We start from the raw sequence: 15197 nt of genomic DNA, 5'->3' as shown, positions 1-15197 counted from the left end.
CCGTCGAAAGTCGGCAAGACGATCGGGTAAAGTCGCCCCGCCGATCGGGGCAGGCCGGTCGCTACTCCTCGAGATCCCTGCGGAATGGGGTGTGCTCTTCCAGATATTCGCTCATCCGCTCCACCTCATGCCGTTCGCGTCTGAGATAGTCGGCAACGGCGTTGCGCAGGCCGGGGTGCGCGATGTAGTGCGCGGAATGCATGGTCACCGGGCGGTAGCCTCGCGCCAGCTTGTGCTCTCCTTGAGCGCCGGCCTCGACAACCCTGAGCTTGCGCTCGATGGCGAAGTCGATCGCCTGATGGTAGCAGACCTCGAAATGCAGGAAGGGATGGTCCTCGATGCAGCCCCAGTTACGGCCGTAGAGTGCGTCGGAGCCGATGAAATTGATGGCGCCGGCAATGTAGCGCCCGTTGCGTTTGGCCATCACCAGCAGGATGTCGTCGGCCATGCGTTCGCCGATCAGCGAGAAAAACTGGCGGCTGAGATAGGGCCGGCCCCATTTGCGGCTGCCGGTGTCCATGTAGAAGGCGAAGAAGTCGTCCCAGGCCTTTTCGGTGAGATCCTTGCCGGTCAGCCAGTCGATCGAGATGCCGTTGGTCAGCGCCTCGCGCCTCTCCTTCTTCATCGCCTTGCGCTTGCGCGAGGCAAGGGTGGCGAGGAAGTCGTCATAGGTTGAAAAGCCTTCGTTGAAGAAATGGAACTGCTGGTCGGTGCGATGCAGGAACCCTGCCGCTTCCAGCACCTCCACGTCGCTTTCCTGGGCGAAGGTGACATGAGCGGAAGAGACGCCCAGTTTTTGCGTGACCGCCTTCAGGCCCGCCGCCAGTCCGGCCTTGACGGCGCCGACATCCTCGCCCTTGGTGACCAGCAGGCGAGGGCCGGTGACCGGTGTGAACGGCACCGCGCATTGCAGTTTTGGATAGTAGCGGCCGCCGGCACGTTCGAAGGCATCCGACCAGCCATGATCGAACACATATTCGCCCTGGCTGTGCGATTTGAGATAGCACGGGACCGCCCCGAGCAGCTTGCCCTGCGCGGTCTCCAATCGCAAATGATGACCTTGCCAGCCGGTGCGCCGCACGGCGCAGCCTGACTCTTCAAGCGCGCTCAGAAAAGCGAATGAAACAAGCGGGTTGTAGCCGTTTTCTGCGTCGCCACTCGTGGTTCCGCTGAGGCTGTTCCACTCATCCGGGGTGAAAGCGCCGATGCCAGCGGCGATGCGGATCAAATAGTCCGCATTCGCCGTCTGGTCATCGCCATCGTCGCCTTGATCCATGGGGCTTATTTAAGCTCCGTCCGGCCGGGTACAAGTCACGTTTCAGACACCGACTTCAGGCGACTTTGACCAGGTCGGGTTCGAATCCCTCGAACGTCATCTGGTCGGCATATCTATAGGTCAGGTCGACCGCCGGCTGGTCATGCACCGTCCAGGTGATGACCGGCATCTTCAGCTTCTCGCGGACGAAACTGACGAACGGGTTCGGCAGATCGCCGGCGGCATAGGAGGTGAAGTCGATCTCATGCGCCAGCATGGCGAAATGTGCCTCGATCAGCTTGACGTCCTTGCCGTAGGCGGTCAGTCCGGCCGGAATGCCCGGCGCATGCTTCGGAAAATCACGGATGAGCCAGTGGTCAAACGACATGATCGCCGACTTGCCCTTGTAGCGATTGAGCATCTTGCCGACGATCGCCACGAGACCCTCGTCGCGGCCCGGGATGCCTTTCAGCTCAATGACCATCGGCACGCGGCCATCGACCAGGTCGAGCGCTTCCTGCAGCGTCGGTAGATGATCCGATGTGCCGCCGACCTTGAGCGCCGTGAGTTCCGCCGCGGTGCGTTGCCAGACGAAACCATCCTGACCGGTCAGCCTTTGYAGATCGTCGTCATGAATGATGACGGGAACGCCGTCCAGCGACAGGTGCACGTCGCATTCGATGGCGTAGCCGCGCTCGGCCGCGGCCGCGAAGGCGGAAAGCGTGTTTTCCCAGCGCGTCTTGTTCATGTCGTGGAACCCGCGATGGGCGACAGGCCGGGCGGTCAGCCAGGATAGGTCGGTCATGGTCGTCTCCTGGCTCACTCGACTTCGAAGACCGCTTCGATTTCCACTGCGGCATTAAGTGGCAGCGAGGCAGTGCCGACGGCGGAGCGGGCATGCTTGCCGCGCTCGCCAAGTGCCGCAACAAGGAAATCGGAGGCACCGTTGGCAACCAGATGCTGTTCGACAAAATCCGGCGTCGAGGCGACGAAAACGGTGATCTTCACCAGGCGACGGATTTTCTCGAGGTCGCCGAGTGCGGCCTTGGCCTGCGCCAGGATATTGATCGCGCAGTATTTTGCCGCGTCCTTGCCGGCCGCGGTGTCGACGTCGCGACCGAGCAGGCCGCTCGCCTGCAGCTTGCCGTCCTTGAGAGGCAACTGCCCGGCGGTGAACAAGAGGTTGCCGGTCCTGCAATAGGGCACATAGTTGGCGGCGGGCGCGGCGGCGACAGGAAGCGTCACGCCCAGATCGCTTAGCCGCTTTTCGATTGTTTCACTCATGGTATTTCCCTATTGCTTGGGTGACGCCGCGCTGGCCGGGCCGAAATTGCTATTTTTGCCTCGCTTCCGCCACGACTTTTTTTAAGCTGGACCATCTTTCCCTGCGGCCTGCCATCAGCCGCGACGATCGGAGTACCTCATGCGCGCAACGCGCCTTGCATTCAATGCCGTCCTGTTGTCGGCGGTGTTCTCGATAGGCCCTGCTTTCGCCGTGCCGGCGCTGCAAGCCCACCGCGCTGTTTACGATCTCACCCTCAACAAGGCATCCGATCAATCCGGCATCACTGGCATATCCGGCCGCATGGTCTATGAGTTCAACGGCTCGGCCTGTGAAGGCTATACGGTGAAATTCCGTTTCGTCACCCAGATCGTCACCAACGAGAACACGAAGCTGACCGACCAGCAGACGACCACTTTCGAGGACGCCGAAGGCAAGACCTTTTCATTCGTGACGAAGTCCTTCGTCGACCAGAACCTCGACAAGGAGGTCAAAGGCATCGCCACGAAAGAGACCAAGGGGTTGAAGGTCGATATCGACAAGCCCGAAAAGAACAGCCTCGAACTGGCCATGACCCAATTTCCGACCCAGCATCTGGTCGAACTGATTGGCAAAGCCGAAAAGGGCGAGAATTTTTACGAAACCAACCTTTTCGACGGTTCCGAAGACGCCAACAAGGTTATGACCACCACGGTCGTCGTCGGCAAGAAAACCGATGCCGACAAGGCCGACCCGGAGGCCCCGGCATTGGCGAAGCTCGCCACCGACAAATACTGGCCTGTCGACATCGCCTATTTCGACGACACCGACAAGACAGGCGAAGAGGTGCCGGAATACCGGATCAGCTTCAAGCTGCACGAGAACGGCATCACCCGCGATCTCGTCATGGACTATGGCGACTTCTCGATGACCGGCAAGCTGGTCAATCTTTCGCTGTTCGACCAGTCGAAGACCTGCCCGACCAAATAGCGCTTCAGCTGGTCAGTTGATTCAGCACGACATGGCGTTGTCGTTGCGAACGACTTGAACGCGCCGCAATCGCCTCCCAACTTCCTCCCCAGCGTCGAGGCGCAACAGAGGGGGAAGCAGCTTGAGCAGGATCGATGTCTTCGTGGCGCCGAGGCCCAACCCGGCGCTGATCAGGGTCATGACGTCAGTCAACCGGATCGTCATGCTGCGGGGGATACCGGGCTTTCGTGATATCCTGCCCTTCAACCGCCTGGCCGGGCTGCGCGGCGTCGCCAATGTCCGCCATATCGACTTTCCGCACGCCGATCTCGAGCGGCTGAAGGCCAGTTGCGGGGCGGGGAAGGCGACCTTCGTCACGCCCAATCATCCAGAGTTCTTCACCGACTGGATGATCGACAAGGAGATCGTGTCGCAGGTCAGCCCGCTTGCCGCTTCCTGGGCAACGAATGGCGTCGTCAACGGGCTTGGCCGGCTGATGCAGAAATTCTGGCTGGCCAACAACCTGATCGCCCAGATTCCCGGCAACAGCGGGGCAGCCAAGGAACACTCCGTCGCCTGGGCATTGAAAGGCCATGGCGTGCTGCTGCATCCAGAAGGCGGCGTCGGCTGGCATGCCAACATCGTGGCGCCGTTGCTGCCGGGCGCCGTCGAGATGGGGCTTGAGGCGCTCAAGCGAGGTCGGGCCACGGATCCAGATTTCAAGGTCTGGATCGCGCCGGTCGTCTGGAAACTGGTCTTCACCAGGAATGTCGAAGCGGCGCTGGCGAAGGAATGCACCTTTGTCGAGAAAAACCTGAAAATAGAACGCCAAGCGACCGACACGCTGCCACAGCGCATCCACCATATCTATTCGACGCTGCTGGCCCGCGACGAAGCCGCGTGGAGCCTGTCATCCGAAGAGGGCGCGAGCTATGCCGGGCGCCAGAAGGCTTTGGTCGCCGAACTCAGCCGTCGGCTTGGCCAGGCCATTTCTCCAGACACCGCCGTCCCCGACACAACCGAGCTTCTGAGGCTGGCGCGTCGTTGGCAGCGCGAAAACACCGGCGATGCGGACGAGCAAAAGAAGGTCCGCGCGCTCGCCGACACGATTCAGAGGCTGCAACGCGTCGGGTCCTGGGCCTCGGCCAATCCGCGTATCACGCAGGAAGAGATCGCCGAGCACCTGAAGCGGATCCGCAACGACTATTGCTGGAGCGGATTGCGCGACACGATGAACCGGCTCATTCCGCAGCCGGCCGGACCGCGCTGCGCCTACATCCGGGTACCCGATCCACTTGGCTTGCATGAGCATGCCGGCTCGGTCGACGATGCGGTTGCCGAGTTGCACCGTCGCATGCAGGCCACAGTCGCCAGCACGGTGGCTGAGCTTACGGCCGGTGGCAGCTTCATTTTCTATCCGAATCCATTCTATCGTCACTGTCATTCACACGGGCCATGAGGCCGATCGTCATTCGCTTGCGAAGAATGGCGGATTGCGAAGAATGAAAGGCAGACAGCAAGCTTCATGGCAGTCTATGTCGACGCGGCGATCTGGAACTGGGCTGGCCATCGCTGGTGCCATCTGATGGCTGACGACACCGACGAGTTGCATCGCTTCGCCGCGCAACTCGGCCTCAAGCGCTCATCCTATCAGGGGCCGCCCAAGACTTCGGCGCCGCACTATGACATAACCGGCTTCGAGCGCGACCGGGCGGTGCGGCTCGGCGCTTTCGAATGCAGCCGCGAGGAGATCGTCGCGATCTTCCGGCGGGTGCGGGTGCCCAATGGAAAGGCTCGGCGATGACACCAACGGCATTTCTGGCTTATTGCGCCGCGATCACGCTTGCAGCCGCAACACCGGGACCGGCGATGTTCGCGGTCATAACCAATGGTGTGTCGCGCGGGTTTCTTCGTGCGTTCGTGGCCGGGGTCGGCGTCGCCGCCGGCGATGCCGTGCTGGTCACCCTGGCGTTGCTCGGACTGGTGGCGTTGGCCCAGACTTTCGAATGGGTTTTCCTCCTGCTGAAATACGCGGGCGCTACCTATCTGGTTTTTCTCGGCATCAGGATGTGGCGAGCCGCGGCCACGCAATCGGATGAACCGCGGGCGTCGCAGGCGCGATTGTCACGGTCGTTCTTCCTCGGCGCATCCATCGCGCTGGGCAATCCGAAGGCGATTCTGTTCCACGCTTCGATCATGCCGCTGATCCTGAACCTCAACACCATGACCCTTGCCGACGGACTGCTGGTTGTCGCGGTCGTAATCAGCGTCAACATCCTCACCATGGGTATTTATGCTGCACTTGCCGGGCGGGCTTCGGGCTGGTTCAGGACGCCGAGACGCATGCGACTGATGAACAGGTTTGCCGGCGGCGCGATGATCGGCACAGGAGCGCTGATTGCCGCACGCTGAGTGGTGAAACGCCACACGGCTTGCGTTTGTCGCGCATCCCCTCTATATGCGCGCTCATTCCACACACGGACTTTGGTGTCTGCCCGGGAGAAATCCGGCTGAAACCTCCGGTGGCGTTCGAGGACAAAGTCCAAAAATGCCTGTGTCCGTGGAGGCTAACCGGAAAGGAACTAAGAATGGCTCTGCCTGATTTCAGCATGCGCCAGCTTTTGGAAGCTGGCATTCACTTCGGCCACCAGACCCACCGCTGGAACCCGAAAATGGCGCCCTACATCTATGGCGCCCGTAACAACATCCACATCATCGACCTCTCGCAGACGGTGCCCTTGCTGCACCAGGCACTGAAGCAGGTTTCCGACACTGTCGCCAAGGGCGGCCGCGTGCTGTTCGTCGGCACCAAGCGCCAGGCGTCCGACATCGTCGCCGATGCGGCACAGCGTTCGGCCCAGTACTATGTCAATTCACGTTGGCTCGGCGGCATGCTGACCAACTGGAAGACGATCTCGAACTCGATCCAGCGCCTGCGCAAGCTCGACGAGATGCTGGCCGGCGAGGCCCAGGGCCTCACCAAGAAGGAGCGCCTCAACCTCGACCGCGAGCGCGAGAAGCTCGACAAGGCGCTGGGCGGCATCAAGGACATGGGCTCGACGCCCGACCTGATGTTCGTCATCGACACCAACAAGGAAGCGATCGCAATCCTCGAGGCCAAGCGCCTCGGCATCCCGGTCGTCGCCATCATCGATTCGAACTGCGACCCGGACAAGATCGACTTCCCGATCCCCGGCAATGACGACGCTGCCCGCGCCATCCAGCTCTATTGCGACCTGATCGCCAAGGCTGCGATCGACGGCATCGCCCGCCAGCAGGGTGCACTCGGCGTCGACATCGGCGCTTCGGTCGAAGCTCCGGTCGAACCGGCTCTCGATCCGGCTCCGGCATCGGAAGCCCCCGAAGCTTAACAATCGAAGGCCGGTTGCGGCCTTCATCTTTCTCATATTTTGGCACGCTAAACAGACGCATCATCGAGGTTCGATGGTGCGTCGGTGCATTTAAAACAAAGAGGCGACAATGAGCATTTCGGCTGCACAGGTCAAAGAACTCCGCGACTTGACCGGCGCGGGCATGATGGATTGCAAGGCGGCGTTGAACGAAACCAACGGCAACATGGAAGAGGCCATCGACTGGCTGCGCAAGAAGGGCATTTCCAAGGCTGACAAGAAGGCCGGCCGCACCGCGGCTGAGGGCCTGATCGGCGTCGATTCCGGCCCGCGCGAAGCTGCCGTCGTCGAAGTCAATTCCGAGACCGACTTCGTTGCTCGCAATGCTGCATTCCAGGAGATCGTTGCCAATGTGGCCAAGGTCGCGCTCGCCTATGGCGGCAAGACCGACGCGGTTGCAGCGGCCAAGTATCCGGGTTCGGACAAGTCGGTCACCGACACCATCAAGGACGCCGTCGGCACCATCGGCGAGAACCTGGGCTTCCGCCGTTCGGCCAAGCTCACCGTTCCGCATGGCGCCGTCGCCACCTACGTCCACAACGCGGTTGCCGATGGCCTTGGCAAGCTCGGCGTGCTGGTCGCGATCGAGACCACGGGCAACGAGCATGCGGCCAATGCGTTTGCGCGTCAGGTCGCGATGCATGTCGCCGCCACCAGCCCGATGGCGCTGACCACAGAAGAACTCGACCCGGCGGCAATCGAGCGCGAGAAGGCGATCTTCTCCGATCAGGCACGCCAGTCCGGCAAGCCGGAAGCGATCATCGAGAAGATGGTCGAAGGCCGTCTGCGCAAGTTCTACGAGGAAGTCGTCCTTCTGAAGCAGGCCTTCGTGCTCAATCCCGACATCACCGTCGAGAAGGCGCTGAAGGATGCCGAGAAGGACATCGGCGCCCCGGCCAAGATCACCGCCTATCTGCGCTTTGCGCTGGGCGAAGGCATCGAGAAGGAAGAGACCGATTTCGCGGCGGAAGTCGCGGCGGCGGTCAAGAAGTAAGCTGCCGCGGCAGCTGTCCTTCTGACGAATTTTATCGGCCGGGTGTCCGCAGGGATGCCCGGCCGATTTCTTGTGCGGTGTCGATGAAAGCCCTGAGCTTCGGCGCCATCGACGCCCGGCGGGGAAAATAGAGGAACAGCCCCGGTTCGTCGATCGCGGCTTGGCGCAGCACCTCGATCAGCCGGCCGGCCTGGATATCGGCCCGCACCAGCGGCTCGAACAGATAGGCCAGCCCGATGCCGGCCAGCGCCATGTCGCGCGCCGACAGCGGATCGGTGACGACGACGCTGCCACGCGTTTCGACGCCGATATCCTTGCCCTGGTCGGACAGATCCCAGCGATAGAGCGCGCGCGATCGCAACAGACGATAGCCGATGCAGTTGTGGCTGGAGAGATCAGCCGGCGTTCGCGGCTTTCCGTGGCGGCCAACATAGGCGGGGGAGGCGACGATGATCGTTCGGAACGGCGCGGTCAGCCGTACCGTCACCATATCCTCGGCAATCATCTCGCCCAGCCTTATGCCGGCGTCGAAGCCTTCGCCGACAATGTCGCTCAGGCGCTCGTCGGTGAACACCTCCACCGTCACTTCGGGATAGCGCTCGGCCATTGCCGACAGGATGGGCATCAAGGTGAGCGGCAGCGCCAGGCGCGGCACATTGATCTTTAGCAGGCCGCTCGCCCTGCCTTTGACCGAGCGAATCCGCTCGATCCTGTCGGTAATGTCTTCCAATGCCGGTCCCGCCGCCGCAACGAGCGCCTCACCGGCCTCGGTCAAAGCAACGCTTCGCGTGGTGCGGGCAAACAGCGGCTGGCCGATCCTCTCTTCGACAAGGCGCACCGCGTGGCTGACCGCCGAAGGGCTCATGCCAAGTTCTGCGGCGGCCGACGCAAAGCCGCCGCGCCGCGCCACAGCGACAATGACGGGAAGATGGCTGAGCAGATCGCGATCCATTCATGCATGATATCGCATAGTCTGTGTAGATAATGCAATCTTCTCGACGCCGGCGCGCTGGCCCACATTGTCGCCAACAGATCGGCGGCGGCCGATGCGCAAAGGAGAAGAGACATGAATGCATTGAAGTACGCTACCTTCGCGGCGGGTATTGCGCTGGCGCCGGTCGACGCCGGCGGAGCCGAGCCATCGCGCGAAATGACGCTCGCCGATGAGCGCGCGGTCATCCGTATCGCCGATGCCATCGATCGCGCCGTCGATGCCCAGGATTGGCGGCTGGCCCGCAGCTACTTCGCCGACCGTGTCACCGTCAGCAGCCTGAGTGGACAGCCCTCGGCCACCATCGCCTCGGACGACCTGATCGGGACCTGGGCAGCGAATCTCAGGGGCAGCAAGACCAGCCTGCATCTGCGCACCAACCACCAGGTCGCTATCGACGGCGACGCCGCGACCGTCTCCTCCAACGGCTATGCCTGGAACCGGATGGAAGGCAATGGCGACCCGCTCTGGGAAGTCTGGGGCACTTACGAACACCACCTGACCCGTTCGGGCGCGGGTTGGATGGTGGACGGCTTCACATTCCGCATGACGCATGAGCGTGGCAATCCGTGGGTCAAGGCGACCCCCGGACAGGATCGGCATTGAACAGGATCGGAACGATATCATGACCATGTCCTACTACACCCTTGGCAACAGCGGGCTACGAGTCACCCGCCTGGCACTCGGGACCATGACCTTCGGCACCGAATGGGGCTGGGGTGCAGACAAGGAGACGGCGCGCGCTCTCGTCGATGCCTATGTCGAGGCAGGCGGGAATTTCTTCGACACCGCCGACGCCTATACCGGCGGCACCTCCGAGACCTGGCTTGGCGAGTTCATCGCCGAGCGCGGCCTGCGCGACAAGGCGGTGATCAGCACCAAGTTCAGCATGAATCTGGAGCAGGGCAATCCGAATGCCGGCGGCAATGGCCGCAAGAACATCATCCGCGCCGTCGAAAGCTCGCTGAAGCGGCTCGGTACCGACTATATCGATCTCTATATCCTGCATGCCTGGGACAGGCTGACGTCGCCGGAAGAGGTGATGCGGACGCTTGACGATCTGGTGCGCGCCGGAAAGATCCGCCATGTCGGCCTCTCCGACGTCCCCGCCTGGTACGCGAGCAGGGCGCAATCCGTCGCCGAGCAACGCGGCTATGAACCGGTTTCGGCGCTGCAGCTCGAATATTCGCTGGCCGAGCGCAACATCGAGCATGAATTCGTGCCGTTCGGTACGCGCTACGGCGCCGGCATCATGGTCTGGAGCCCGCTGGCAAGTGGCCTTCTGAGTGGCAAATATCGTTCGGATACAATCAATAAGGCCGGTGGTAGACTGGAGACGATGCGCGGCTCGAGCAATCCGGGCTTTCAGAAATTCAGCGACCGCAACTGGGCAATCGTTGCCGAACTGGAAAAGGTTGCCGGCGAGCTTGGCCGCGGCATGGCCCAGATCGCCTTGAACTGGGCGGCGACAAGGCCAGGTGTCGCCTCGGTGATCATCGGTGCGACCAGGCTGGATCAGCTCAAGGACAATCTCGGCGCGCTCGATTTCGAGATTCCGCGAGAGCTTCTGGTACGGCTCGACGCAGTCAGCCGGCCAGTCACGCCGTTTCCATATTCGTTCTTCGGACCGGAAATCCAGGGCGGCCTCACCGGGGGCCAGGCGGTCGGCGGCAAGCCGATGGGCTACTTCCCGGACCTGCTGATAGAGGGCGCTTTTGCCGGCGTCAGCTAATGATTGGCTGAGCGTCTCGATCTCGAATTTCCGGCTCGGGCGCCGCGTGACATCGCGGCGCCCTTCGTGTATCGGAACACGGCATCGCGCCATGTTTCGGGGCGGCGCCTGCGCGAGGGTAGCCACCCGGAACGCGTCACACGCAAAATGACGAGGACCAGATGACGGTGAAGCCCCTCTACCGACGTGTCTTGTTGAAAGCGTCGGGCGAAGCGTTGATGGGCGAACAGCATTTCGGCATCGACGTTTCGGTGGTGGATCGCATCGCCGCCGATATCGCCGAAGCCCGCGCACTGGGCATCGAGGTCGGCGTCGTCATCGGCGGCGGCAACATCTTTCGCGGCGTGGCCGTCGCCTCCAAGGGCGGTGACCGCGTCACCGGCGACCACATGGGCATGCTTGCCACGGTCATCAATTCACTGGCGCTGCGCACGTCATTGAACAAGATCGGCGTCGACGCCGTGGTGCTCTCTGCGATTGCCATGCCCGAACTCTGCGAGAGTTTCTCACAGCGCCAGGCAACCGCCTACATGAACCAGGGCAAGGTGGTGATCTTTGCCGGCGGCACCGGCAATCCGTTCTTCACCACTGATTCGGCGGCGGCACTCCGCGCGGCTGAAATCGGCGCCGACGCGCTGTTCAAGGGCACTCAGGTCGACGGTGTCTACTCGGCCGACCCGAAGAAGGACCCGGATGCGACGCGTTTCGAGCGCATCAGCCATGGCGAAGTCATAAAACGCGGCCTCTCCATCATGGATACGGCTGCGATTGCACTTGCGCGCGAAAACAACATTCCGATAATCGTCTATTCGATCCACGAAAAAGGTGGGTTTGGCGATATTCTAAGGGGCGGCGGCCGCTGCACGGTCGTCGCGGACGATTGATCCTGGGGCCTGGTCCCGAAAAAGGGATGCCGGTTTTCGAAAATCAGGCTCGAACACGGGGCCTTGCCCCGAAGCAGTGAACCCGCGCTAGACGGGTCGAGGAGATTAAGATGAGTGGTGAGTACGACGATCTCAAGCGGCGCATGGACGGGGCAATCGCCGCGTTCAAACATGATCTGGCTTCGCTGCGGACCGGTCGCGCCTCCAGCAATCTGCTCGACGCGATCCAGGTGCAGGCCTATGGCACCACCATGCCGATCAACCAGGTCGCCAACGTCTCGGTGCCGGAGCCGCGCATGATTTCGGTGTCGGTCTGGGACAAGTCGATGGTCGGCGCGGTCGACCGCGCCATCCGCGAATCCAATCTGGGCTTCAACCCGATCGTCGACGGCACCAATCTCAGGATTCCGCTGCCCGAGCTCAACGAACAGCGCCGCAAGGAACTGGTCAAGATCTCGCATGGCTACGCCGAGAACGCCCGCGTCGCCGCTCGCCACGTGCGCCGCGATGGCATGGACTTCCTGAAGAAGGCGGAAAAGGACGGCGACATCAGCGAGGACGATCAGCGCAAGCGTTCCGAACAGGTCCAGAAACTTACCGACGAAACGATCAGCACCATCGACCACCTGCTTTCCGATAAGGAAGCTGAAATCATGCAGGTTTAGGGTTTTGGCCATCGGCTGACCCGAAAGCGAGAACATGGCAACGCCCGCGCATGTCGCGATCATCATGGACGGAAACGGACGCTGGGCCAAAGCGCGCGGCATGCCTCGTCTTGCTGGCCATCGGGCCGGTGTCGAAGCGCTGCGCAAGACGGTGCGCGCCGCACCCGGGCTCGGCATCTCCTTCCTGACTGTCTATGCCTTCTCGTCGGAGAACTGGTCGCGGCCGAAGTCCGAGGTCAGCGACCTGATGGGCCTGCTGAAACTGTTCATCCGCCGTGATCTCGCCGATTTGCACCAGAGCGGTGTGCGGGTCAGAATCATCGGTGACAGGGCAGGGCTGCAATCCGACATCAGGGGGCTGCTCGACGAGGCCGAATCGCTGACCGCCGCAAATGAAGCGCTGACCCTGGTGATCGCCTTCAACTATGGTGGACGCGACGAGATCGTGCGGACGGCGCGCAAGCTTGCCGCAGCCGTGGCCCGTGGCGAACTCGACAGCGAGGCGATATCCGCCGAAAGCTTTGCCGGCGCACTCGACACGCAAGGCATCCCCGACCCGGAACTGGTCATCCGCACCAGTGGTGAGCTGCGGCTGTCGAACTTCCTCCTGTGGCAGGCTGCCTATAGCGAGCTCGTCTTCCTGCCTTGCTACTGGCCCGACTTCAGCCGCGAGCATCTTGCCGAGGCCCTGCGCGAATTTGCCAGCCGCGAACGCCGATTCGGCGGACTTGGCTCGCAGGACGTTGCCTCGCGACCGGCCGCAGGATGAGCAATCTCCAGCTTCGCGTCATTTCGGCAGTCGTGCTTGCCATCATTACCCTCAGCTTGACCTGGTTTGGGGGGCTGCCGTTCCGGTTGCTGTGTGCCGTGATGGCGGCGGTGATCTTCTATGAATGGACACGCATGTCGCGCCCGGCCGAGGCCACGGGCCTGGGTTTCCTGCCGGAAGCGCTGCTGGTTGTTTTCATTGGGGCCTTGATTGCCGGCCTTGCCGCATCGTGGCTGCTGCCGCTTGTCGTGGTGGCGGTTGCCGCAGTGGCGATTGCCGCCTCGGTTCGCAAGACCGGACAATGGGACGCGGCCGGTCTTGCCTATGCCAGTGTTTCCGGCCTGTCGCTTGCCCTGTTGCGCGATGGTGATCGTTCAGGCCTCGTCGCCATCCTGTTCCTGTTCGCGGTCGTCTGGGCCACCGATATCTTTGCCTACTTCGTTGGCCGTGCGGTCGGTGGCCCAAAACTGGCGCCGTCGATCTCTCCCGGTAAGACACGCAGCGGCGCGCTCGGCGGCGCTGTCGGCGGTGTTGTGGCCGGGCTCATCCTGGCCGCGGTTGCCGGCGTCGGCAATCTGGCGTTGCTCGGCCTTGTGGCGCTCGTGCTGTCGATTGTCGCCCAGGCTGGCGACCTGTTTGAATCCTGGATCAAGCGCCGCCACGGTCGCAAGGATTCGGGTGCGCTCATCCCCGGCCACGGTGGCGTCATGGACCGTGTCGACGGGCTTGTCGCGGCGGCTTTCGCCCTATACGTCATCGGCTGGATTTCGGCGACCGCCGATCATCCGGCGCAGGGGCTGTTTCCGGTTTGAGAGGCGTCATTTCAGGGCCCGATGCGCGCCGCGCCTTGGATTCGCCTGGATTGATGCCACAGTCACGGCGCTATCCGCGCCGCGGAAGAATTTGAGGGTTTATCTTGAACGAGATTCTTCACGCGCTTTTCAGCACACAAGGCTTCGTCCTTGGCACGCTCGTGCCGTTCCTCTTTGTGCTGACCGTGGTCGTGTTCGTCCATGAAATGGGCCACTACCTCATCGGGCGCTGGTGTGGCATCGGGGTCAAGGCCTTCTCGATCGGCTTCGGCCCGGAGCTTTTCGGCTTCAGCGACAGCCACGGCACGCGCTGGAAACTGTGCGCGATACCGCTTGGCGGCTATGTCAAATTCGTCGGCGACATGAACGCCACATCGAGTCAGCCGACTTCGGAAGAGATCGAGACGCTGACCGAGGAGGAGCGCAAGGTCGCTTTTCACACGCAGCCGATCTGGAAGCGCGCGGCGACGGTGGTCGCCGGGCCGATGTTCAATTTCCTGCTGACGGTCGTCGTCTTTACCGTGTTGTTTTCCGCCTATGGCCGCTATGTCGCCGAGCCGATGGTCGCCGAGGTGACGGCTGACAGCCCGGCGGCGAAAGCCGGCATCCTGCCCGGTGACCGATTCGTCAGCGTCGACGGCAGCAAGGTCGAAACCTTTGGTGACGTCCAGCGCCTGGTTTCCGGCCGTGCCGGCGACGCCATTACCTTCGTCATGCTGCGCGACGGCAAGGAGGTCACGGTGACCGCGGCGCCGCGGCTGATGGAACAGGAAGACGCGCTCGGCAACAAGGTCAAGGTTGCCGTGATCGGCGTCGTCAACAACAAGGAACTCGGCCAGCCCCGCCTCGTCACCTACACGCCCGTCGGGGCGGTTGCAGCGGCAGTCGAGGAGACTGGGCATGTCATTCAGCGCACTGGTCAGTTCCTGCAGCGTTTCGTTGTCGGGCGTGAGGATAAATGTCAGCTGGGCGGTCCGGTGAAGATCGCCGACATGGCCGGCAAGGCAGCGAAACTTGGTTTCGAATGGCTCGTGCAACTGATTGCACTGCTGTCTGTCGGCATCGGGTTTCTGAACCTTTTGCCGATTCCCCCCCTCGACGGCGGCCATCTCTTGTTCTACGGGGTGGAGGCCGTCATTCGCCGTCCGGTGTCGGATCGGATGATGGAAATGGCCTATCGGGCCGGGTTGCTTCTGGTGCTGTGCTTCATGGGTTTCGTTTTCTGGAACGATCTGTTTGGATGCTGAAATCATGAAGAAATTTGGCTTTGGCATGGACGTTGTTGAGACGCCGTTTACCATGCCCGGGAATATGAGTGACGCGAAAGCCACGCCGCAAGGTTAAGTAAATTCAAATTAACCAGAAGCCTTGCGTGTAGGGAAAATCCGGTTAATACGGTAGGAGAAATTACCGCACGTCCGGTTTTCTCGCCGTGGGGACTACGAGAAAAGGTTA

General features: G+C 62.0%; 17 protein-coding genes. 13 read left to right on the top strand and 4 right to left on the bottom strand.

The genetic code is table 11. The annotated features are described in order from the left end of the window. Positions 1–61 precede the first annotated feature (61 nt). Genes AC1D2G_RS18140 through AC1D2G_RS18130 form a run of 3 tightly spaced genes read right to left on the bottom strand, consistent with a single transcriptional unit; the run spans position 62 to position 2539 of the window. Positions 62–1276: a GNAT family N-acetyltransferase gene (locus tag AC1D2G_RS18140; RefSeq protein ID WP_477415707.1), complete on the bottom strand. Its 1215-nt coding sequence runs from the start codon at positions 1274–1276 to the stop codon at positions 62–64. A gap of 55 nt (positions 1277–1331) precedes the next feature. After that, the gene (locus AC1D2G_RS18135) at positions 1332–2060 is read right to left on the bottom strand and encodes a glycerophosphodiester phosphodiesterase (RefSeq protein ID WP_477415705.1); all 729 of its coding nucleotides are present in this window, start codon (positions 2058–2060) and stop codon (positions 1332–1334) included. A 14-nt stretch (positions 2061–2074) separates the two neighbouring features. Continuing rightward, complete coding sequence (locus AC1D2G_RS18130; protein ID WP_457152200.1) at positions 2075–2539, bottom strand: RidA family protein; 465 nt, start codon at positions 2537–2539, stop codon at positions 2075–2077. A gap of 139 nt (positions 2540–2678) precedes the next feature. Here AC1D2G_RS18130 and AC1D2G_RS18125 point away from each other — a divergent pair, with 139 nt between their 5' ends. The 6 genes from AC1D2G_RS18125 to tsf all read left to right on the top strand — a co-directional run bounded on the left by AC1D2G_RS18125 (position 2679) and on the right by tsf (position 7889). After that, positions 2679–3506 (top strand): cell envelope integrity EipB family protein, encoded by an 828-nt coding sequence (locus tag AC1D2G_RS18125; protein WP_477415703.1) that lies wholly within the window; start codon positions 2679–2681, stop codon positions 3504–3506. A 121-nt stretch (positions 3507–3627) separates the two neighbouring features. Then, positions 3628–4944, top strand: coding sequence for a lysophospholipid acyltransferase family protein (locus AC1D2G_RS18120; RefSeq protein ID WP_477415702.1), 1317 nt, complete (start codon positions 3628–3630; stop codon positions 4942–4944). A gap of 66 nt (positions 4945–5010) precedes the next feature. Further along, the gene (locus AC1D2G_RS18115) at positions 5011–5289 is read left to right on the top strand and encodes a DUF4031 domain-containing protein (RefSeq protein WP_095081470.1); all 279 of its coding nucleotides are present in this window, start codon (positions 5011–5013) and stop codon (positions 5287–5289) included. After that, positions 5286–5897, top strand: a complete 612-nt coding sequence (locus AC1D2G_RS18110) for a LysE family translocator (protein WP_477398084.1) — start codon at positions 5286–5288, stop codon at positions 5895–5897. The genes AC1D2G_RS18115 and AC1D2G_RS18110 overlap by 4 nt, the downstream gene beginning before the upstream one ends. Before the next feature lie 176 nt (positions 5898–6073). After that, entirely contained in the window at positions 6074–6856 is a 783-nt protein-coding gene (gene rpsB / locus AC1D2G_RS18105; protein ID WP_023777441.1) for a 30S ribosomal protein S2, read from the top strand. 109 nt (positions 6857–6965) lie between these two features. Then, positions 6966–7889, top strand: a complete 924-nt coding sequence (gene tsf / locus AC1D2G_RS18100; RefSeq protein ID WP_457152196.1) for a translation elongation factor Ts — start codon at positions 6966–6968, stop codon at positions 7887–7889. Positions 7890–7920: 31 nt separating this feature from the next. Here the strand turns inward: tsf and AC1D2G_RS18095 are convergent, their stop codons facing one another. Further along, on the bottom strand, positions 7921–8841 hold the full coding sequence (locus tag AC1D2G_RS18095; RefSeq protein ID WP_477415700.1) for a LysR family transcriptional regulator: 921 nt from the start codon (positions 8839–8841) through the stop codon (positions 7921–7923). Positions 8842–8955: 114 nt separating this feature from the next. Here AC1D2G_RS18095 and AC1D2G_RS18090 point away from each other — a divergent pair, with 114 nt between their 5' ends. The 7 genes from AC1D2G_RS18090 (at position 8956) to rseP (ending at position 14989) form a co-directional block, all read left to right on the top strand. Further along, the gene (locus tag AC1D2G_RS18090) at positions 8956–9486 is read left to right on the top strand and encodes a nuclear transport factor 2 family protein (protein WP_477415698.1); all 531 of its coding nucleotides are present in this window, start codon (positions 8956–8958) and stop codon (positions 9484–9486) included. A 19-nt stretch (positions 9487–9505) separates the two neighbouring features. Next, positions 9506–10612 (top strand): aldo/keto reductase, encoded by a 1107-nt coding sequence (locus tag AC1D2G_RS18085; RefSeq protein ID WP_477415696.1) that lies wholly within the window; start codon positions 9506–9508, stop codon positions 10610–10612. A gap of 161 nt (positions 10613–10773) precedes the next feature. Then, entirely contained in the window at positions 10774–11496 is a 723-nt protein-coding gene (pyrH, locus tag AC1D2G_RS18080; RefSeq protein WP_013895365.1) for a UMP kinase, read from the top strand. Between the two features lie 110 nt (positions 11497–11606). Beyond that, a complete protein-coding gene (gene frr / locus AC1D2G_RS18075) occupies positions 11607–12161 on the top strand; it encodes a ribosome recycling factor (protein ID WP_477398092.1) in 555 nt (184 codons plus the stop codon). Positions 12162–12195: 34 nt separating this feature from the next. Then, positions 12196–12930, top strand: a complete 735-nt coding sequence (locus AC1D2G_RS18070; RefSeq protein WP_095081447.1) for an isoprenyl transferase — start codon at positions 12196–12198, stop codon at positions 12928–12930. Beyond that, on the top strand, positions 12927–13742 hold the full coding sequence (locus AC1D2G_RS18065) for a phosphatidate cytidylyltransferase (protein ID WP_477415695.1): 816 nt from the start codon (positions 12927–12929) through the stop codon (positions 13740–13742). Before AC1D2G_RS18070 ends, AC1D2G_RS18065 begins: the two co-directional genes overlap by 4 nt. Before the next feature lie 104 nt (positions 13743–13846). Further along, complete coding sequence (rseP, locus tag AC1D2G_RS18060; RefSeq protein WP_477415693.1) at positions 13847–14989, top strand: RIP metalloprotease RseP; 1143 nt, start codon at positions 13847–13849, stop codon at positions 14987–14989. Positions 14990–15197 lie beyond the last annotated feature (208 nt).

Source organism: Mesorhizobium sp. P2_C7 (genome assembly GCF_056404515.1).
The sequence above is the reverse complement of the archived record's forward strand: the minus strand, read 5'-3'. Positions and strand labels throughout refer to the sequence as shown.